Source organism: Tenacibaculum ovolyticum DSM 18103, assembly GCF_000430545.1.
GTDB classification, from domain to species: Bacteria; Bacteroidota; Bacteroidia; order Flavobacteriales; family Flavobacteriaceae; genus Polaribacter; species Polaribacter ovolyticus.
This window is the reverse complement of sequence record NZ_AUMF01000010.1, coordinates 52075-72780: the sequence shown is the minus strand read 5'-3', so window position 1 is coordinate 72780 and position 20706 is coordinate 52075. Positions and strand designations below refer to the sequence as shown.

The 20706-nt window shown below is 27.1% G+C and carries 18 protein-coding genes and 1 tRNA gene; 14 read left to right on the top strand and 5 right to left on the bottom strand.

Going from position 1 to position 20706, the window contains the following annotated elements:
* Positions 1-48: 48 nt before the first annotated feature.
* The 10 genes from bla to H518_RS0102650 all read left to right on the top strand — a co-directional run bounded on the left by bla (position 49) and on the right by H518_RS0102650 (position 10418).
* Positions 49-858, top strand: a complete 810-nt coding sequence (bla, locus tag H518_RS0102700) for a subclass B1 metallo-beta-lactamase (RefSeq protein WP_028887637.1) — start codon at positions 49-51, stop codon at positions 856-858.
* Positions 859-982: 124 nt separating this feature from the next.
* On the top strand, positions 983-1564 hold the full coding sequence (locus H518_RS19105; RefSeq protein ID WP_043706394.1) for a Crp/Fnr family transcriptional regulator: 582 nt from the start codon (positions 983-985) through the stop codon (positions 1562-1564).
* A gap of 70 nt (positions 1565-1634) precedes the next feature.
* Positions 1635-2075, top strand: coding sequence for a DUF6463 family protein (locus H518_RS0102690; protein WP_028887636.1), 441 nt, complete (start codon positions 1635-1637; stop codon positions 2073-2075).
* Between the two features lie 134 nt (positions 2076-2209).
* Positions 2210-2371, top strand: a complete 162-nt coding sequence (locus H518_RS0102685; RefSeq protein WP_155995127.1) for a hypothetical protein — start codon at positions 2210-2212, stop codon at positions 2369-2371.
* 2379 nt (positions 2372-4750) lie between these two features.
* Positions 4751-4966, top strand: coding sequence for a hypothetical protein (locus H518_RS0102675; RefSeq protein WP_028887634.1), 216 nt, complete (start codon positions 4751-4753; stop codon positions 4964-4966).
* A 30-nt stretch (positions 4967-4996) separates the two neighbouring features.
* Positions 4997-6082 (top strand): hypothetical protein, encoded by a 1086-nt coding sequence (locus tag H518_RS0102670; protein WP_028887633.1) that lies wholly within the window; start codon positions 4997-4999, stop codon positions 6080-6082.
* 99 nt (positions 6083-6181) lie between these two features.
* Complete coding sequence (locus H518_RS0102665; RefSeq protein ID WP_162143101.1) at positions 6182-8170, top strand: sensor histidine kinase; 1989 nt, start codon at positions 6182-6184, stop codon at positions 8168-8170.
* A 5-nt stretch (positions 8171-8175) separates the two neighbouring features.
* Positions 8176-9027 (top strand): metallophosphoesterase, encoded by an 852-nt coding sequence (locus H518_RS0102660; RefSeq protein ID WP_028887631.1) that lies wholly within the window; start codon positions 8176-8178, stop codon positions 9025-9027.
* Positions 9020-9769 carry a LytR/AlgR family response regulator transcription factor gene (locus H518_RS0102655; RefSeq protein ID WP_028887630.1) on the top strand — a complete coding sequence of 250 codons (750 nt, stop codon included), beginning with the start codon at positions 9020-9022 and terminating at the stop codon, positions 9767-9769. Before H518_RS0102660 ends, H518_RS0102655 begins: the two co-directional genes overlap by 8 nt.
* Positions 9770-9860: 91 nt before the next feature.
* A complete protein-coding gene (locus H518_RS0102650; RefSeq protein ID WP_028887629.1) occupies positions 9861-10418 on the top strand; it encodes a YqgE/AlgH family protein in 558 nt (185 codons plus the stop codon).
* Here H518_RS0102650 and H518_RS0102645 read toward each other — a convergent pair.
* A complete protein-coding gene (locus tag H518_RS0102645) occupies positions 10415-11245 on the bottom strand; it encodes an aminotransferase class IV (protein WP_028887628.1) in 831 nt (276 codons plus the stop codon). The genes H518_RS0102650 and H518_RS0102645 overlap by 4 nt on opposite strands.
* A gap of 97 nt (positions 11246-11342) precedes the next feature.
* The gene (locus H518_RS0102640; RefSeq protein ID WP_028887627.1) at positions 11343-11726 is read right to left on the bottom strand and encodes an START-like domain-containing protein; all 384 of its coding nucleotides are present in this window, start codon (positions 11724-11726) and stop codon (positions 11343-11345) included.
* 105 nt (positions 11727-11831) lie between these two features.
* Between H518_RS0102640 and H518_RS0102635 the strand changes: the two genes are divergently transcribed.
* Positions 11832-11905, top strand: a tRNA-Met gene (locus H518_RS0102635).
* 358 nt (positions 11906-12263) lie between these two features.
* Positions 12264-13589: a hypothetical protein gene (locus H518_RS21325; RefSeq protein ID WP_051263642.1), complete on the top strand. Its 1326-nt coding sequence runs from the start codon at positions 12264-12266 to the stop codon at positions 13587-13589.
* A gap of 200 nt (positions 13590-13789) precedes the next feature.
* Here the strand turns inward: H518_RS21325 and H518_RS0102625 are convergent, their stop codons facing one another.
* From H518_RS0102625 to H518_RS0102615, 3 genes are all read right to left on the bottom strand, one after another.
* Complete coding sequence (locus H518_RS0102625) at positions 13790-14431, bottom strand: hypothetical protein (protein WP_028887626.1); 642 nt, start codon at positions 14429-14431, stop codon at positions 13790-13792.
* Between the two features lie 19 nt (positions 14432-14450).
* On the bottom strand, positions 14451-14624 hold the full coding sequence (locus H518_RS20990; RefSeq protein WP_155995125.1) for a hypothetical protein: 174 nt from the start codon (positions 14622-14624) through the stop codon (positions 14451-14453).
* A gap of 68 nt (positions 14625-14692) precedes the next feature.
* On the bottom strand, positions 14693-15334 hold the full coding sequence (locus H518_RS0102615; RefSeq protein ID WP_028887625.1) for a response regulator transcription factor: 642 nt from the start codon (positions 15332-15334) through the stop codon (positions 14693-14695).
* 2785 nt (positions 15335-18119) lie between these two features.
* Here H518_RS0102615 and H518_RS20985 point away from each other — a divergent pair.
* Together H518_RS20985 and H518_RS0102600 are read left to right on the top strand one after the other, a co-directional pair.
* Positions 18120-18272 (top strand): hypothetical protein, encoded by a 153-nt coding sequence (locus tag H518_RS20985; protein WP_155995123.1) that lies wholly within the window; start codon positions 18120-18122, stop codon positions 18270-18272.
* Positions 18273-20386: 2114 nt separating this feature from the next.
* A complete protein-coding gene (locus H518_RS0102600; RefSeq protein WP_028887624.1) occupies positions 20387-20614 on the top strand; it encodes a hypothetical protein in 228 nt (75 codons plus the stop codon).
* The last annotated feature ends 92 nt before the right edge of the window (positions 20615-20706 follow it).

Below are 20706 nucleotides of genomic sequence, written 5' to 3'. Positions count from 1 at the left end.
ATGCACTTACCCAGTGTTATCAATACTAAAAAACAAACACAAAAAATAATGAGAAAATTATTACTAGTTGTTTTTATACTTATAACGACAGCCTTTATTTCATGTAAAAAAACTTTAGCAAAACACAATAAGGTAAAACAAGAAACTAGTGATAAGAAAACTAAAAAAAAACCTGTTGACAGTTTAACTATTTATCAATCGAAAAATTTGATAATTAAAAAGCTTTCTAATCATGTTTATGAACATGTTTCTTTTTTAAATACTGATACTTTTGGAAAAGTAGCCTGTAATGGTATGTTAGTTATAAATGAAAACAAAGGAGTAATTTTTGATACGCCAACTGACAATAAAAGCTCATTAGAATTAATAAACTTTGCTACCAACAAACTTAAAAGTAAAATAATTGCACTTATTCCCTCTCATTTTCACAAAGATTGTATTGGCGGAATACAAATATTTGAAGAAAATAATATACCAACATATGCATCAAACCTAACTATAGCCTTATTAAAAACTAAAGGCGAAATATTTACGAAGCCAGTAAATAAATTTAATACGAATCTCACATTAGAAATTGGAAGCAAAAAAGTTTATGCAACATATATAGGAGAAGGTCACACTAAAGATAACATTATAGGTTATTTTGCTGAAGACAAAGTTCTATTTGGAGGATGTTTAATTAAAAAAGTAAATGCTAGTAAAGGAAATTTAGAAGATGCAAACACAAACGATTGGTCAGAGACCGTTCGTAACATAAAAATAAAGTACCCTGATACTAAAATTGTTATTCCTGGACATGGAAAACATGGAGGAACTGAATTATTAGACTATACAATAAATCTTTTTGACAAAAAGTAGGTTATTAATTACGATGCACATACAAACTTTAACTATTAAATAAGGAAACATTACCAACGCTGTAAAAATACTTTTCAACCTTAAAACTTTAGTACAAAAAAACAACCTCTTTAAAATTTAACAATTGATTAAAAACTTATCCGAAATTGCATCTCAAGTAACTGTAAATTATAGCAATTTAAAAGAAAACACACTAGCTAATTGGGGTACTAAGTTTACGATTTCTAAATACAAAAAAGGAACTCATTTAATTAATATAGGGCAAAGTAATCATAAATTATATTTTGTATTAGAAGGATCACTAAAAGCATATTATCTAAATGATGGCAAACGAATTAGCGACTGGTTTGCTTTTAAGAATGAATTTATCACCTCTAGTAGTAGCTATTTTACAGATACTCCTAGCCTTCATGATATTGAAACCATAGAAGATGCTATTATTTTAGAAACAAATAAAGAAGATGTTGAAACATTGTGTAGTGAGCATCATGATTTTGAGCATTTATTTAGAGTTGTATTATCTAAAGTAATTGTACAATATAGACATCGAATGTTTTCGCTTCAGTTTAAAACCGTTAAACAACGCTACCAAAGCTTACTTCAACAATACCCAAAAATAGAGCTTACTGTACCTTTGGGTGATATTGCTTCCTTTTTAGGAATCACACAAGAAACCTTAAGTAGAATAAGAGCTTCGAAAGCATAATTTGATCTAGGTCAAAAGAAAATACTGTGTAAAAAAGTAGCTTTGCCCTACTACTTAAAACAAATACAGTATGAAAATTCTTAAAAAAATTACAAACGGAATATTGCTTATAATAATTGGTCTTTTACACACACAATTTACATTTTCAGCAGGTGGTTTTCAAAAACAAATACTTCATTTCTCAAAATCTTATTTCTACAAAATTAGTGATGGTATGAATGAACTACCAGCTGCTTTAGGTTACACTAATTTCGAATATTTTGCAACATTTTGGTTTCTATATTTCGGTATTATACTCATTCCATTAGGCTTATTAGTACATTTTATTGAAAAACAGCAACAGGTTTTACCGCAATATTTTACTATAACCTATCTTTTAATAGTATTACTTGGTTGCTATATGGTACCAAATTCAGGTATTACTTTTTTTATGCTACCTCAAGCAGTTTACATGTTAATTAGCAACAATATTAAAGCTAAGAAAAATAGTAAAACAAACTCGCACATATAAATCACAACACTACCTTGTAATCTTATTAATTGTTAATTTTAGTTAAGTAAGGTTATCCCTTACTTTTTTTACGGTTTTTTCATACTAATCTTATTTTAAACTATCTAAATTTGAGTAATTTAAAAACTCAAATTATGTTAAAGAACATTTCAAATTTAGGTTCAGTATTGAACAAATCAGAACAACAATCTGTTAATGGAGGGATAAAAACAACTGGATGTATTAATATTCCACATCCTTGTGATGACGATTATGTTTTTGATGAAAATTGTAGATGTATCCCTAAGCCGGTATAACCAAAATTAATTAGCGAACTTCGGTTCGCTTTTTTACATTTTAAATAACTTCCTGAAAATCTCAACCAGTTAATTTCTTTTTTTTAGTATTTGAAATAAAATCCCAAAAAGCATAATATTTCACCTATCATGCTACAGGTTTTTAAATATTGCGTAATTGTTATTCCAAACATAAAGCCGTCTATATCTCCAAAATTCTAATTGAGGATGTATCTAGCCTTCTTCTGTTACTATTTTTTATTTTTTGGTAACATTACCAGTACTTATTATTCACTCAAATTTTAAATAAAATCAAGAAAACAAAATCTTACAACCATAAAACATATAGCACAAAAGAAAACACCTATTATTACTTCTGAAACACTTTAACAAAAGGTTCATTAAATTAGAGATTTCTTAATCTTTTACTTTATGATTATCCTACAAAAGCTAATATTTTAAAGCAAAAGTCTTTTAAAATTATTTATCTACCCTCTCTTTTTAATTTTTAATCGATACATAAACGTCACTTATCTAACATTTAAAAATTAAATTATCTTCTTAAACTATCTTTACTATATAGTTTAAGTTTGAGTTATATATATATAGAAAAGAAGTTATCCCGGGGGACAGCTTCTTTTCGCTTTTATTAATATACATTTTACGTTTTTACCTTACTTATTTTATGTTTTTTTTACTCCCAACTTATTCTTAATTATTTAATTTTGAAAATATTAAATGTAAATAGCTTTCTTTATGGGGAAAAAAGCTTTTATGAATAAAGAGTTCAGAAATGAACTCTTTTTTCATTTTATTTGTGACTTATCATAAATAGCTGTGTCACAATAGTGTAGGAATTATTTTATCCCCTTTTAATAATTCCCTCTAAATAAAATCCCTATATTATTTGAATTGATTGTAAAGCTCCTTTTGGAGCTTTTTTTCATGCCTTTTAACTACAATTATTTTTAAAAAGTACTACTTTTTCACAACCAAGAGAAGTACAAAACTTAATATCAAATTAAAATTTAGAGAAAAGCTAAATAACCATTATATATTAATAGACTTTTATAAAACAATTACCTTAAACAATAAAACTTAATTTAATAACCACCTAACTTCAACTATATCAAAACATTAAAACTCATCTATTTATTCTATTTCACTTATTAATTTTCATGAGTATCTAGAAAACGGTTAAGCCTCTTAAATGCTACGTTTTATTAGTTAATTTTTTACGGTTTAACCATACTTTTTTTACGTCTTTTTTTCATAATTATTCTTTTTGAGTATGTATTTTTGTCACTTCATAATTTGGAAGGGTTATGATTAGTAATTTAGATTAATGTAGAACTCCTTCGGGGGTTCTACTTTTTTTATTTGTTGATTTTTTCTACAATTTCACAATTCAAGTTTCAACTTTTTTGAACAAATAGACTATTCATCTATACTTATCTTCAATTAGTCTATTTTTTTTAATTAATCCTACACATGATACTATCTTTAACATATAAATTTGAATTAAAAATTTTCATTGTAATTTTTATTTAATTAGTTTTCAGAAAAGAAGTATCCTTTATAAAAGATTACTTCTTTTCTTTTTAATTATGCTAATTTTCATTTTACCTTTTTTCATAAGTATTATTCCCTTTTTAATAACTTTAATCTTTCTTATTTTAAATATTTTTGCATGATTATTGCTATCACAACCCTTCAAGTAAAGTCCCTTCGGAAAAAAAATCCGTGAGGGACTTCTTTTCTTTTTTATCTGCTTTTTTATTGATTAATATTTTACGGTTTTACCTTACTTTTTTTATGGTTTTTTACTACAATTATTCTTTCTAATTGTATATTTTTGCCGCTTCATAATTTGGAAGGGTTATGATTAGTAATTTAGATTAATGTAGAGCTCCTTCGGGAGTTCTACTTTTCTATTCTTCCCCCTACTATTTCCTCAATATTAAATCCATTTGTGACTTTTCACAAAACACTGTGTCACAATAATGTAACCCAAAACGGGTGAAACACTTTTATTTTCTAAGCTTCTAAATGAAACATAAAGTAAATCTCGCCAGATAAAAAGAGGTCACTAAAAAGAAACATTTAGACACTTTTAATTTAATTACACAGAAAAGAAGTTACCCCAAAAGGACAACTTCTTTTCTTTTTAATGACTATCCTAATAAATATACTATCCAAAATATTTAATGATTGATACATAGTAACTTTATGTTATATATTAAAACTATATATATATTTTTTATAAATCATTAATTTTCTTCCACAAAACATTTATAACGCTTCTTTTTTAACGAATTCTAATTTATTGACTACGAATTCTAATTAACTTAAAATTATACCTTACTTCTCCCCTAATTTTGACTGCATAAAACAAGTATTATGTGGTTAGACAATAATTATTCATCGATAATAAAAATGTATTTAAATAAATACAATAGCTTAAAGCTAGAAGTAAACAACAACGGATTAATTGATTCTGTTAAAAAGCAAGAAAATGGAAAGTGGATTAACGACAGAAACCTACCTAATATTTTAAATAAAATATCAAACTGCTACTGTTTAGAAAAAAATATAACAATCATTTTAAAACAATAATAATATATAATAACCTTAAAATTTAAACCTATGAAACAACACATTTTAAAAGTAGGAATGGTAATGGGATTACTACTACTAATCGGAACATTTACAAACTGTAAAAAAACAAAAGAAAACAATAATATAGAGTCGGGAAACATTGCTAAAAAAGAAAAAACTACAAATAACACTAACGCAACTTCAAGAAATCCAATTGTATTTATTGCTGGATATGATAAAAACGATAGTAAGTTTTACGATAGTGCTAGAGCTTATTTTAAAGAAAAAAACTATCAAATTATAAATGAAGAATATTCGTTAGAAGAAATTATTTCTTGGATGAATAAAAATGTTTCTAAAAACCCGTATGGCGAAATTCATATTGTTAATTACAATGCCCCTTTTAAAGGTATGAACCTTGAAACAGTTATAAACGGAGAAAAAATCACCTCAGAATCTTTACAAAGAAGTATTGCTAAAAAAACATTACCTAATTTAAAAGCAGGAATTAACACAAATACTAAAATTGTATTTCACTCTAACGGTTTAGGTAAAAACACTGAGCTTTTAAAAAACTTAAAACAAGTATTCTCTACTAATCAGGTTCCACAAATTGTTGCCTCACCATACTTTAATATATTCGATGGAGAATTTACTAATCATTATTTAGCACAACCATATTATGTATTTTACCCAACTGCAAATTCACCTGGAAAGGTAGATTTATCTAAAGAAATTGCAAAAAAATACCCTGAAGAAAAAGAAATAGACTGGTTTTCAGCTTTAACAAATGAAAGAGAACGTTATATAGGCGAACCATACACACAACAATATAACGTACCTGTTAAATTAGAGGTAGATTATATTAATGCAGATTATGAAATTCCAACATTTATAATGCAAGAAGAGATTATGGATTTTATAGCTGCTGATGAAGATTTAATGGAAAAAATGAATAAGCTAAAAATCCCTGTAGATAAATTCAGATGGACCTATACAATAAAAGATACGAAATTAATAATTAAAGGAAAAACATCAGTTTTATGTGTACTAAAGCCCTTAATAAAACCTTATGGCGATTTAAAACACGTAAAACCAGATACAAACAATAAGCGTTTGTATGCCATGAAATAATTAAATATTTTTAGGGAAACGTCATTGCGAATAACATTAAGTAATTTATAGTAAGATTACTTTATCGCAATGACGTTTAAATTAGTTAAGTTTGTTTTTATGAAGTTTCTTCGATGTTTATTTTTTCTTGTTTTTATATTTTCTACATGTAATGTTGTTGCGCAAATTAATGCGTTTAAAAACTACAACACAAACAGTGGTTTACCAAGTGCTACTATAACTAATATTACACAAGATAACACTGGCTATATATGGCTTACAACTAACAAAGGACTATCTCGTTTTGATGGAAACGAATTTCTTAACTACACAAATAAAGATGGTTTAACTTCTAATAAAACAACAGTTGTCTCTTCAGAAAACAATCTTTTAATAGGTACAGATAAAGGTTTAAGTATTAAAACCAGTACTAAATTCACTAATTTTGAAGAAAAAAAAATAAATTGCATTGTTACAACAAGTACTGGTACTTTTCTAGGAACTAATAAAGGTATTTTAAGAGTTCGAGAAGATTTTCTTTCAAACATTAGAACAAATTTTCAAATAGATTTAAATATTATAAATGATCTAAAATTTGATGGCAGGTTTTACTGGATAGCAACCAATAAAAGTCTTTGGAAATTAGATAAATTAATTAATCCAACACTTTTAAAAAGAGTTGGATTAGGGAATTACACCGCCATTCTTATTAATAATAAGAACTGTATTGCAACTACTTATAATAACGGAATTAAACTAATTAGAAACAATATTGCTGAAACAATTAGTACCACTCCAAATAAAATAACCGGCATCAAAAAAATTGATAATCAATTTTGGATTATTACAAAAAATGAAGGAATTGTTGTGCTTGACGAAAATTTCTCTTTTGAAAGAAGCATTAATAAATACAATACTATAAATACCAATAAAATAAATACCGTTTACCAAGATAAACAAAAAAATATTTGGATAGCGACTAATAACAAAGGAGTTTATAAACTAAAAGGAAAAACAACTTTAAAGGAAAAGCCAGTAATTACTTTTCAAAACATCGAAGTTGTTTACAAAGCACTAGATACTATAGATATTAATAATTACCCTAAAAAATTACAATTAAAGCCAACTAAAAACCATATTTCATTCACCTATAAAACTGTTAATATAAATACCCCTAAAAAGGTTTTGTATCGCTATAAGCTAAATAATCAATTTAGTAGCTGGACGAGCAAAAACACTGTTGACTTAGCTTATTTAAATGCAGGTAATTATACTTTTATAGCACAATCTAAAATTGAGGAAATAGAAAGTACCCCTATTAAATTTAATTTCTTTATCGATACACCAATCTATCAAAAAAGTTGGTTTCAATCGCTTCTTATTACTTTAGGTATTCTATTACTAAGTGGTACAATTTTATTTTATATTAAAAAGATAAAAGCCAAAAACAGAGCGAAAGTAAAAAAGTTAGAGTTAAAAAATCATTTATTATCACTCGAACAAAAAGCATTGCAATTACAAATGAATCCTCATTTTATCTTTAATGTTTTAAATGGAATTAAAGCCTTAGGAAATTCAGGAAAATCTGCAGAATTAAATACTACCATAAGTAAATTTGCAGTTCTTTTACGTAGCGTTTTAAATAACTCTAGGCAAGATGAAATTAGTTTAGCAGAAGAGATATCGGCTCTTAAAAACTACATAGAATTAGAACAACAAATGAGTTCGAACCCGTTTAACTACCAAATAAACACAAATTTAAATTTAGATTCTGAAGAAATTTTAATTCCCCCAATGCTTATACAACCTTTTGTAGAAAATAGTATTAAACACGGTATTAAAACAAAAAAAGAAGGAAAAATAACATTAGATTTTTCTACTAAAAACAATTATTTACGCTGTACTATTATTGATAATGGTATTGGAATACTTCAATCTAAAAAAAATAAAAAAGTAAGTTCTCACAATTCAGTAGCTATTAAAGTTACTAAAGAGCGTATTAAAACATTAACTAAAAAAAATGCATTTCGTATTAAAGAGCTTGTTGATAAAAGTATTACCACAGGAACAAAAGTATCTTTTAAGATCCCTTTAAAAACTGATTTTTAAAAAAAATGAAAAGAAGAAAATTTATAAAAAAAACAATTGCAGGATTACTTGGAACAGGACTTTTAAGTGGAATATATAGCTGGCAAATAGAACCTTTTTGGTTAGAATTTGTTCAGCAAAAAATGCCTATAAATAACCTACCCACAAATCTTATCGGAAAAAATTTAATGCAACTTAGTGATTTACATGTAGGCGATCGTTTTGACTATACCTATATTATAGATTCATTTAAAAAAGCACAAAAATTAAATCCCGACTATGTTGTATACACAGGTGATTTTGTTAGCTATGATAGTAAAAAACAACTTAAGCAATTAGAAGAAGTATTAAAACATGCTGTTAAAGGTAATATTGCTACAGTTGCTATTTTAGGAAATCATGACTATGGTAAAAACTGGACTGAAGCAAATGTTGCTAATACGATTACCAGTTTATTAGAACAAGCAGGCATAACCGTATTAAGAAATACCCAAAAAAATTTTAATGGTTTAAATATTATTGGCCTTGATGATTATTGGGGATTAAATTTTAACCCTAAACCAATTATGCAGCAACATAATTCTAAAAAAGCAAATTTAGTATTATGCCATAATCCTGATGTATGTGATTTAGATGTTTGGAATAATTACAAAGGTTGGATTTTATCTGGACACACTCATGGAGGGCAAGTAAAGCCGCCTTTTTTGCCAGCACCCATACTACCAGTTAAAAATAAAAATTATAGTGCTGGTAAAATAGATTTAGATGATGGGAGAACTTTATATATAAACAGAGCTTTAGGTCATTTATGGCAAGTTCGATTTAATGTAAGACCCGAAATAACATTGTTCAAATTAACCAATGCAACGCATGAATAAACTTACAGCCATTTTAGTTGAAGATCAATCAGCTGCTTTAGAAATGCTACAAAACGACATTTTAAACCATCATAAAGAAATTGAGATTATTGGCACAGCAAAAAGCGTTGTTGAAGCTTCAATTTTATTAAGAAAAAAACAACCTGATGTTTTATTTTTAGATATTATGCTTGGTGATGGCACTGGATTTGATGTTCTTGAAATACACCCTAACCTATCATCAAAAGTTGTTTTTATTACTGCAAGTGATGAGTTTGCTATTAAAGCTTTTAAATTTGCCGCAATAGATTATGTTTTAAAGCCTTATTCTAATGAAGATTTAGCAAATGCTATTAATAAAGTTAAAGAGCAAATAACCCCAAACAAAGAACAATTAAATGTTTTACAAGAATCTATAAAAAAACCGAATCAACGCCCTCAAAAAATTTCATTAAACACTTCTGATAAGATAATCATTGTAAATTTAGACGATATTATTCGTTGTAAGTCTGATAATAACTATACTGAATTTTATTTAATCAATGATCAAAAAATATTAGTAGGTAAGACGCTTAAATATTTTGCAGACATATTAAAAGAGTTTGATTTTTTAAGGGTTCATCAAAGCCACCTAGTTAATATACAGTATATCAAAGAGTTTATTAAATCTGATGGAGGTTATTTAGTTTTAAAAAATAAAAAAACAATTCCGGTATCCGTTAGAAAAAGAAATGAAGTAATCAATACTTTAGAAAAAATATAACATTTTTAACTCCCTTTAATAAAATTTTTAACAATTATGTTAAATTTTTACTAATATTTTGCCTATTTTAGTAATATAAATACTAAAAAACATGATTGCACTTACCCCCGAAAAAGGCAGGTTATTAATTGCAAAGCCAGCTATTTTAAACGATAGCTGTTTTAAACGAACCATTATTCTATTAACAGAACACACCTCTAGAAATGCGGTTGGTTTTATTTTAAATAGACCTTCTAATCATGTTTTAAATGATTTAGTTCCTGAGATTGATTGTGATTTTACTGTATACCAAGGAGGTCCTGTAGAACAAGACAACTTATATTTTATACACAAAGTACCACTATTAATTCCTAATAGCATTGAAGTTGCTAATGGTATTTATTGGGGAGGAAATTTTGAACTTTTAAAAGACCTTTTAACTGAAGGGCAATTAAAACCTACCGATATTCGGTTTTTCTTAGGGTATTCTGGCTGGGAAACAACACAATTAGAAGATGAATTAAACACAGATTCTTGGTTTATTTCTGAAAATGATTACGAGAATATCTTAAACACCAAAAATGAGAGTTTTTGGAAAAACAAATTACTTCAAAAGGGTGGTGAATATAAGATTTGGGCCAATGCCCCTAGTGATATTCAAATGAATTAACCTGTTATCATTACTAATTTAAGACTACTTTTTATTTTATTAGTAACTTCTGATGTAAATACTTTTTTTCGATAATTTGATACAGATTGAATACCTACAATTGCATTTGTTATAAAAACCTCATCTGCTTTTTGTAGTTCAAATGGTGAAATAGCTGTTTCTTCAATAGAATAATTAGGGTTTTTCTCTAAAATTTCAATAACCTTTTTTCTAATAATTCCTTTTATACAACCCTCAGTTAAAGCTGGCGTTTTTACAACAGTACCTTTTACAACAAAAATATTTCCGTTTGTTGCCTCAACAACACCTTTACGTTCGTTAAGTAATACACAATTATCTAAATCATTCTCATCAGCAAAAACAGCAGACAAGGTGTTTATCATTCTATTTGTGGTTTTTATTGTAGATAGCAATCCAGAATAATTATAAAAGTCTTTAAATAAATCTATCGTATAGCTCTTTTTTTCAACTTCACTAAACTCATTTGCTTCAATTAAATAATCAATTTCATTTGTTGTTGGTTTATAAAGCCCACCATCTTTTCTATAAACAGTTAATCGAACTCTATAATTTTGAGATTTAGGAAGTTCTCTTACTATTTTTAAAATTTCCTCTTGTAAAAATTCAAGCGTAAATTTCATTGGAATTTTCATACGTAACATTCGCATTGAAGCCATTAATCTAAAATAATGATCTTCAATAAAAACAACCTTACTATTAAACACCCTTATCGTTTCAAAAATAGCGTCACCATATTTAAAAGCCCTATTTTCATTAGATAATTGCAGTTCTTTCTCTGAAATTATTTTTCCGTTAAAATTTATCATTCTTCAAAAAATTTGACTGCAAATTTACTGTTTCGCTAATAAGAATCCATAAAAAAACTCGACAAAATGTCGAGTTTTTAATTATCTAGCATAAAATCTATGCCCCTATGCTATTTTTTAAACTATCTATTTGGCTTTCCCATAACATTTTTGCTTCTTCTACCTCGTCTTCATCATCAGCAAAATCGGTAATAATTACCACTACATCTTTCGTTAATGGGTCTACTTCTATCTTAAATTCAAAATAACTTTCATCATTTTCACTCTCTACCCACTTAAATTTTATACGCTCATTAGCTTTTTTTGCTAAAATTTTAGCTTCCTCCTCCGAGTCGTCCCAGGTAAAAGTGATTAGTTTTCCGCGAGAATTTACTCTATCTGCAAACCATTCTTCTAATCCTGAAGGAGTTGCCAAACTATTATATAACATACTTGGTGAAGCATGTATAGGGAACTCTAATTCGAACTTTACTTTTGTCATTTTGTTTTTTCTTAAGGTGGCAATATATATCTTTATTTTTTCAAAAAAAAATTACATTTTATTGTTGCGCATAAGTAAATAAGTTCTATATTTGCACCCGCAAACGGCGAGATAGCTCAGTTGGTTAGAGCGCAGGATTCATAACCCTGAGGTCGGCAGTTCAAATCTGCTTCTCGCTACATATAAACAAAAAGCCCTTTTTTCATAAAAGGGCTTTTTTGGTTTTTTACTATAAACACAACAGGATTGACTTTTTAATAAACCAAAACACAAGTTAAGCAAAAGTGAAATAAAAATTAATTAACAGCTTAATTAACATCAAAGAAAATGATTCTGAATACTTAATTGAATTACTAAAGCCTCTGTAAATAAAGTTAAAATGCATGAATATAACTTTACAGAATTATTAAAAAAAGATATCTTTCACTCCCTACAAAATAAAAAGCCTCTTTTATTACCCTATTAAAAAAAATATAGACGCAAGAAATAAACACACTCATACAAAAAGCTATAAACCATAGAATTAAATCTAAAAAAATGAAAAAAAATGCTCTAATTACAACAATACTATTTTTCACTTTAACATTACAAGCTCAATGGGATACAAGTAGTACAAACAAGCTAACCACTTTAAAAAAAGTAGGTATTGGAACAAACACGCCAAGTTCATCTGTTTTAGGAACAATATTAGAGGTAAATGCTAATGGAGATATTTTTCCTACTATTAGACTAGGAAGAGAAAATGGTACTGAAAAAGAAAACACAAACTATGACTTTCTTGTTTCTTCTTCTGGTGATTTAGCCATCAGAAATAAAGGACAAGGTTATCCAATTCTGATAAAAGACGGCACACCAACAGGAACATACGGATTAACAATAAATAACGAGGGAAATATTGGTATTGGAACAACGAATCCAAATGCTAAATTGGATATTCAAAATGGAGGTCAACGATTAACTTTTCTCCAAGGAAATAACACTAGTGGTTATAAATTAGATATTGGCCTAAATGATGACGGAGTCAATTTCACAAATAATTCAGCATCAAGAGGGTTTAATTTAGTAAATACTAAACAAAGAATAGAATTTTTAACAGGAAACAACACCAGTCATTACAAATTAAGTGTAGGTGTAAATGATGACGGAGTCAATTTCTCAAACAACTCAGCATCAAGAGGATTTAATTTAGTAAACACTAAACAAAGAATAGAATTTTTAACAGGAAATAACACTAGTCTTTATAAATTAAGTGTAGGTGTAAATGATGACGGAGTCAATTTCTCAAACAACTCAGCATCAAGAGGATTTAATTTAGTAAACACTAAACAAAGAATAGAATTTTTAACAGGAAACAACACCAGTCATTATAAATTAAGTGTAGGTGTAAATGATGACGGAGTCAATTTCACAAACAACTCCGCATCAAGAGGGTTTAATTTCCAGAACATAAATGGAAATTTATTAAAAATATCGAACAAAGGTAACGCTGCTCTAAATGGTAAATTTGAGGCAAAAGAAATTAAAGTAACTAATACCCCAACAGCAGATTTTGTATTTGAAAAGAATTATAATTTACCTTCTTTAAAATCAATTGAAAAACACATCAAAGAAAAAAAACACCTCCCTGAAATAGCATCAGCAAGAGAAATGAAAAAAGACGGCGTTAATATTGGTGATTTTCAAATTCAGCTACTACAAAAGATTGAGGAGCTAACACTGTACACTATTGAGCAAGAGAAAAAGATAAAATCTCTAGAAAAACAAAATTACAAAATTGAGAAGCAAGAAAAAAAAATAGAAAGACTTGAATCTTTGTTAGAGAAATTATTAGAAAATAAAAATAGCAACAAAGAATCAAATTAAAAACTCACACCTCTTTTATTATTTTTATTTTTCAAACCAAACAATAAAAAATACCCTGATTTTTTCAGGGTATTTTTTTTTCTTAACACCTCTAAATAAACTACTTATAACTTTATTGAATCCAACTCACTCATTTAAACACATCGTAATTCAAACGAGCAAGCTTCATAGTATTAAAAAAAGAAAATGTAAAAGAATATTTATTTATTTGCAGCAATTTCTTTAATTAAATCGAGCATTTCTTCTCTTTTTTCGGGCTTTGTATTTTTAAAAGTAAATTTAGCTACCTCCATTAAATTAGCACGTAAACGCTCTTCTTTTGTCTTCTTGTTTTTAAATAATAAATGCATGGCTAAAAACACGAAATAAGCAGCTGCAAGGGTCATTAAAAAGTACATGGGCTTACTAAAGTCTTGAAATTGTTGAAAGATCCAAAAAAAATAAAAGACACATACCGAAATAATAAATGAATGGTAAATTTTAATACCTATACTAAAACGTTCGTACCTAAATGAACGATAAAGATTAAATAAAGCATAGAAAAAGAACCCCAGAAAAATCCCAAACTCTTTTAAGAATATTTTAAGGGTTTTAAAACCAAAAATTTGTTCGCTTTCTTTGGCTTCATTAAATTTATTGACTGCAATTTTTTTATTCTTATTTGCTGCCATATACTTTTTATAAACAGCTGATCCTTTTGCAAATTTCTTTACCGATTTTAAGGTAGCAATATTTGCTTTATTTGCTTTTATAACAAGTTCTTTTGTTAAATTATATTCCTCTGAATGTGGTTTTACAAATTCAAAAGAGTAGAAAACAATCCCGAAAAAAACAGTTAACAATATAAATTTAGATATTTTTTTAATCCTCTGTAAGATCAGGGTCATCCCCTCCGCTTCCTGGCGCTGTAATATCTTCTTTGTTGACTGCTTGTAATTCTGTTCTTTCATTCTCTGGTACTATATTATCGTTATCTGTACAAGAAATAAAACCTAAAACAAAGATTAATGCTATTACTTTAAATGCTACTTTCATATTTTATATTTTTAAAAATTAAACCTTAAAAATACAGTTAAAATACTAGCTATTAATAAATGTAAATTTTACTTCTTTAAGAACAATTCGGTTTTATGCTTCATAGCCATTATAACTAACTGTATGTTTGTTTTAACACCTAAAGTTTTACGTAAACGCTCGGTATAACTTCTAAATGTTGTTGGTTTTATTTGCATTTTTTCACAAATAACATCACTCTCAAAACCTTCAACTAAAAATTTTAAAACTTCAGTTTCTTTTTTAGACAACATATCGGTTATTAATAACTGATCAGGGTTATCTAATTTAGTATTAATAATAGTATCTCTAGCTAAGTCTGAAAAATATGTTTTACCATTATACACAGCTTTTACAGCATCTACAATAGCATATGCCGATTCTTCTTTTAAAACATAGCCTTTCGCTCCTAAATCTATAGAAGTACTTATAGATGCAGAATCGCAATAAGAAGTTACCATAATTGTTTTTACAGGACTGTTATTTTTCTGAAGATGTTTTAAAACATCAAATCCATTATAAAAAGGCATTGAAATATCTAACAATAAAACATCACAATAATTATTATCTAACCAATCTATTAAACCATAACCGTTAGTAGAAGAACCTACAACGCTAATCCCTTCGGCATTCATCATAGCTTTATATCCCTCAATAACTACCGGATGATCATCTACTAAAAATATTTTCATTTCCTTTTTACTAATTTCTACAAATGTATATGATTCAATCTATTAAAATTGTGGACGTATGTCGCAAATGATAAAAAAAATGCTATCCCGATGATAATAAATTGATATTATGTAGGTTATTAAGCAATTTAATTATCTATTTTTTAATTAAATCGCTTAATTTTTAACAAATGAATATATTTTAAATACACTACAACCTTTGTTTTCGATTTTCTTTTGAGTTCCTCCATTTCAATAGTTTATTATTACAATCAGTATTTAACGAAAAAACACTGCAAAACACCAACTAACAGCATTAAATAACTTTGATAAATAGTTTAGTGTAATTTACGTCTCGCTACTTAAATAGTAAAAACTTAATTAAAAGTAAATAATTATTTACACTTAATAAACAACTTTTAATTTCACTTTATTACCTGCTAAACAATCAAATATAATTTCTTTTAATTTCTCCTATCACTTAAACAAACAACACCTTACCTTTTATTACATTATTTTTTCATCCTTAATTCCACTTTTATGTGACTTATAAAAAATTAGTGTGTCTTACTTAATAACTAGAATTATAAAATCTGGGGGGATTTATAGTTTTTAAAAAAAAGAAACCACAACTGGTTTCTTTTTTTATACCTCTATTACAAGACAATATAAATTATAAAACCTCAAAAACACTTCTTGTAATAATATATTCCCCTTACCTATATACTAATACACATTATCTTACTTACAGACCAACCACAAAACACAATACACACTACCTACTGTTTTACAGTAACTTAAACCAAATTTAAATTACTATTATTCTAAACTTTTACTTCTTATTTTTTATTTTAAAAAATATTTATAAAATTATTCTTGGTTATACTATTATTTTTCATATATTTGTAGGGTATTAGAAGACGTTCTAATACATTCTTTTTCATAGCAATTTTCCCACCTCTCAAAGAAGTGGGTTTTTTTTTACTCTTTATTTTCCCACAACCTATATTTATTTTACGGTTTTACCTTACTTATTTTACGGTTTTATCTTCCCTTTTATAATTATAACTCTTTAAATTTGAAAAGTTTAAAACATTACAAAGTTTTTTTATGGGGATAAAATCTTTGTCAGCAAGAGTTCAGAAATGGACTCTTTTTTTTACCTACCCTCTCACCCTATCTTTCTTTTTTATTTTTACATCGATACTTTAACGCCATTCGTCTAACTAATAAAAATAAAACTATAAGCTTTAATTATATTTACGATATAATTAAAGCTTATAGTTTTTTACAGCTACAATTTAATTAGTTAATTATTAAAAAAGAAGCATTACTTGAAGGGGTGCTTCTTTTTACGTTACTCGTATTTTAGCATCACCTTTTCCTGAAGTATTCATATCAAAAAAAAAGACTCCCCACCTAAACTAATATTCATTTTTTTATTTTACTTCCCTATAGGGTAAAGTCATTATAATTTGTTTTAATAGTCAACTCATAGCTTTAAAAGGTTCTGATTAATTGTTTTATAGTGATTAAAAGCTCTTTCGAGAGCTTTTTTATTTTTAACAACCTATATTTTCAACCTACCACCTTTCTTCTAATATCTAATCATAGCTCTATTAATATTTTATTCACAAGACATTAAAACAACTATAAAAGCTATTTAATTAATCGCTTACTTTCCTTATTTCATCTAAACAAACTCTTTCTCTTATCTAAAACCATATAATTAACCTAGCTTTATTAACTACCTTCAAGAATAAATCAATAATTATGAAATCAAAACCCACCCCTACCCTAGTAAAACTTATTAAGTCATATGGCAATGAGTATCTTATTAAATTCCCAAAACTCAAAATAGAGATAACAGTAAGTAAGTATTATTATAATAAAATTTCTAACAGTCCTAATGAATACCAATTCATATAGCCGAAATTTTAGATACACTTACTCCCTATGATTAAAAATCTTAAAAGAAGATTTCCTTAAATCAGTAAATAATTGATATCCCTACAAATTGAAAAAAAACGAACAGGTATAAATTTTTAATTTATACCTGTTCGTTTTTTTTCAAATATAATCAGCTTAACTACACTCTTTAAAATCAAATTTAAGACACCATTAACAACTGCTTTACCCCTCTTTTAAAATCTCACCATATCAACTATACTTTTAAAAAATAATCTTATCAATTTCTCTATTATTTTAATGTTAATATATCTAATTTCCTTTTGATGTTTTAGTAACTTTAAAACTATTAAATTTCCTTTAATCTATTATACATTTGGAGTATTAATTCATAATTGTGAAGGGTTGTGATTAATTAATTTAAATCGATGTAGAACTCCTTAAAAGAGTTCTACATTTTTATTTTACACACTCCTATTTTCATATTTACAACTAACTTATCTTTATTCTTTTACTTTTAAACGATACTTAAATGCCATTTACCTAATTTTAAAAAACTCAACTACCTTCTTATATTATATTTACTGTATAGTTTAAAATTTAATTTTCATTTTTATAGTTTAATTAGTTATTAAAAAAGAAGCATTACTTGAAGGGGTGCTTCTTTTTATTTCATGAAGCTTAACTACTTTTTTAATCACCTTAAGCATAAATCCTCATAACAACATTTAATAATTTTATTAGAAGCATACAATTAAGACACTCTTAACTTTCTTTAGCTAGCTACTTTTATTTGTTAATTTTAGTTAAGTAAGGTTTTACCTTACTTTTATTACGGTTTTTTACCACTAATCTTACCTTAAACTATCTAAATTCGAAAAATTTAAAAACTTAAATCATGTTAAAGAACATTTCAAAACTAGGAACTACCTTAAAACAAAGTGAGCAAAAGACAATTAATGGCGGACAGGATGCTATAAAATGTAAAGATGATTGGTGTGCTAAATCCCCTTACCATGCCGCTCAAAAATGCTGTTGGCATTTTTCATAGTAGAATCTTACAATTAAGCGAACTTCGGTTCGCTTTTTTACATCCTACATAATTTTAAAAATTCCTTATATTTTATTAAGCATTAACACTCTCAATAAATCCATTTATTTTATTACTCTACATATCTTAAGTTACCGTTTTTAGCAAATCCTTATTTTAAACAACGCTAACAACTTTCACAAATCCAATCATCTTCTACTAACAATTCATATACGAGATATTTATACTTAATTTTTCTACATTTTTTATTTCTACAACTACAGAATTAATGTTTTTTAAAATTTAAATTTTATGGTTAAACCTTACCTTTTTTACGGTTTATTAACCTCATTACAGTTCTATTTTATATATGTTTGCCATAAGTTTATTAAGCTTACTATAGTTTTATTTAGATTTACTATTTTAGTCTTAATTTTCTTATTTCTAATTACACAGCTCCTTCGGGAGCTTTTTTTATATTCAGCCTACTACAGTACGTTTTATTCAGTTTTAAAATCGCAACCTAGTTCTCATTTACATATCACTCCTCTTCTCCCTACTAATGAAGATAAATGACATGTTTAAAGTCATCTTTTTTATTTTCTTAGTTTCAAAACACATCAACCAGCCCAATCATTTTTATTATGTATCATATATCGATACGCATTAACATTCTTGAATGTTAAAAATGATTCGCTAACAAAAGACAAAGACAAGGGCTAACTTATGTTTATTTACCCACATTTTTTGATTTTTAATCGATACTTCAATGCCATTTATCCAACACTTAAAAGCTCAACCTCTATCTTAAGTTATCTTTACTACATAGTTTAAGTTAGTTATACAGAAAAGAAGTTATCCGGGGGGACGGCTTCTTTTCTTTTTTCATTAAAGAAACGTATAAAAACTAGCTAAAACACTTCTTAAGCCATCATACCAATTAACATTCTCATTAACAGTACACTTCACAGACACTTATTTTAATCTTTATTTTACGGTTTTACCTTACTTTTTTTACGGTTTATCCGTGTCGATTTCATTTTTATCTACTTAAATTTGAGAAACTTAAACTTACATCATGTTAAAAAAAATTTCAAATCTAGGTACTAATCTTGACAAAAAAGAACAACAATCTATTAACGGTGGAGGACCAGGATGGACTACTAGATGCCGTACAGCCAAAGATTGTCCACCTTGGGGTGCTTATTGTGATAATGGGTATTGCCAATATTTTTAATCTATCAGCGAACTTTGGTTCGCTTTTTTTATATTCTTCATACTACAGTTATCCTTAGCTTTCGCTAAGTAAAATTTAACCCTACCTTACTTACCACACTCCCCTTAATTACTTTGCGTGAAATAAATTCATTTCCCACTCTATTTATAATTATATGTATTATACTAAAAACTCACATCAGTCGCAGTTTTCACCATCACTTCTCCCTCTCTTTTAAACCCCTTCCCTCTATACACTTTAAAAACAACATTGTATATTTTACTATTATTTTAATGTTAATATACCTAGTTTTCTTTTGATGTTTTGATAACTTTCAATCAGTTAAAATTCCTTGAATCTATTATACATTTGTAGCATTAATTCATAATTGTGAAGGGTTGTGATTAATTAATTTAGATCGATGTAGAACTCCTTAAAAGAGTTCTACATTTTTATTTTTCTCTACAATTACTTAACAGATTATTGATTTAAAATACTCGAACAAACTTCTTAAGTCAGATCATTTTAAATAAACATTTCAATTCTACATTCTACTATCTTTACTTTTATAATTCACCCATCATTATTCTTCTACCTTTAAACGACACTTCAATACTACTTATCTAACTTAAAAAAAACCAACCACCTTCTTAGGTTATATTTACGGTATAGTTTAAAATTTATTTTTCGTTTTTATATAGTTTGATTAGTTATTAAAAAGAAGCATTACTTGAAGGGGTGCTTCTTTTTATTTTACACCACAATCTCATTACTCTTTTTATTTCACCTACCTAACCTACTTTTTAGTAAGTCATTTTACACTTAACTTTATTATAACTATCACTTTAATAATTTTTAATTGCTATTTTATTTTGTAACATTTTAACTTAATTAATGACTCATAGTTAAACTCCAAACTATGAAACAAAAAAAAGAAAAAAGAATTTCCAATTACGACACTACAGGAGGGTTAGGTTTTGATGAAATGTTTGGTGCAATTTTTTACATGCTATTAGGCGGCTTAAAAAAAGAATACGAATATTACCACCAGATAGAATTCCAGAGAAAAAATATTATTACAGGATACTTATTAAAGCTTTTTTTTGTTTTTGGATCTATTGCTTTACTCTATTTTTTGTTTTCTTAAGTATAATTAAGAATAGCTCTCAAGCTTTTACCTTTTAATTTTACACCGGTCTTATACATAGATTAAACAACAATAATAACATCAATTAAAAT

What these genes read in the sequence shown, in the direction of transcription:
- bla (WP_028887637.1), top strand. Translation starts at nt 49, where the DNA reads ATGAGAAAATTATTACTAGTTGTTTTTATACTTATAACGACAGCCTTT.
- H518_RS0102690 (WP_028887636.1), top strand. Translation starts at nt 1,635, where the DNA reads ATGAAAATTCTTAAAAAAATTACAAACGGAATATTGCTTATAATAATT.
- H518_RS0102685 (WP_155995127.1), top strand. Translation starts at nt 2,210, where the DNA reads ATGTTAAAGAACATTTCAAATTTAGGTTCAGTATTGAACAAATCAGAA.
- H518_RS0102675 (WP_028887634.1), top strand. Translation starts at nt 4,751, where the DNA reads ATGTGGTTAGACAATAATTATTCATCGATAATAAAAATGTATTTAAAT.
- H518_RS0102670 (WP_028887633.1), top strand. Translation starts at nt 4,997, where the DNA reads ATGAAACAACACATTTTAAAAGTAGGAATGGTAATGGGATTACTACTA.
- H518_RS0102665 (WP_162143101.1), top strand. Translation starts at nt 6,182, where the DNA reads ATGAAGTTTCTTCGATGTTTATTTTTTCTTGTTTTTATATTTTCTACA.
- H518_RS0102660 (WP_028887631.1), top strand. Translation starts at nt 8,176, where the DNA reads ATGAAAAGAAGAAAATTTATAAAAAAAACAATTGCAGGATTACTTGGA.
- H518_RS0102655 (WP_028887630.1), top strand. Translation starts at nt 9,020, where the DNA reads ATGAATAAACTTACAGCCATTTTAGTTGAAGATCAATCAGCTGCTTTA.
- H518_RS0102650 (WP_028887629.1), top strand. Translation starts at nt 9,861, where the DNA reads ATGATTGCACTTACCCCCGAAAAAGGCAGGTTATTAATTGCAAAGCCA.
- H518_RS0102645 (WP_028887628.1), bottom strand. Translation starts at nt 11,245, where the DNA reads ATGATAAATTTTAACGGAAAAATAATTTCAGAGAAAGAACTGCAATTA.
- H518_RS0102640 (WP_028887627.1), bottom strand. Translation starts at nt 11,726, where the DNA reads ATGACAAAAGTAAAGTTCGAATTAGAGTTCCCTATACATGCTTCACCA.
- H518_RS21325 (WP_051263642.1), top strand. Translation starts at nt 12,264, where the DNA reads ATGAAAAAAAATGCTCTAATTACAACAATACTATTTTTCACTTTAACA.
- H518_RS20990 (WP_155995125.1), bottom strand. Translation starts at nt 14,624, where the DNA reads ATGAAAGTAGCATTTAAAGTAATAGCATTAATCTTTGTTTTAGGTTTT.
- H518_RS0102615 (WP_028887625.1), bottom strand. Translation starts at nt 15,334, where the DNA reads ATGAAAATATTTTTAGTAGATGATCATCCGGTAGTTATTGAGGGATAT.
- H518_RS20985 (WP_155995123.1), top strand. Translation starts at nt 18,120, where the DNA reads ATGTTAAAGAACATTTCAAAACTAGGAACTACCTTAAAACAAAGTGAG.
- H518_RS0102600 (WP_028887624.1), top strand. Translation starts at nt 20,387, where the DNA reads ATGAAACAAAAAAAAGAAAAAAGAATTTCCAATTACGACACTACAGGA.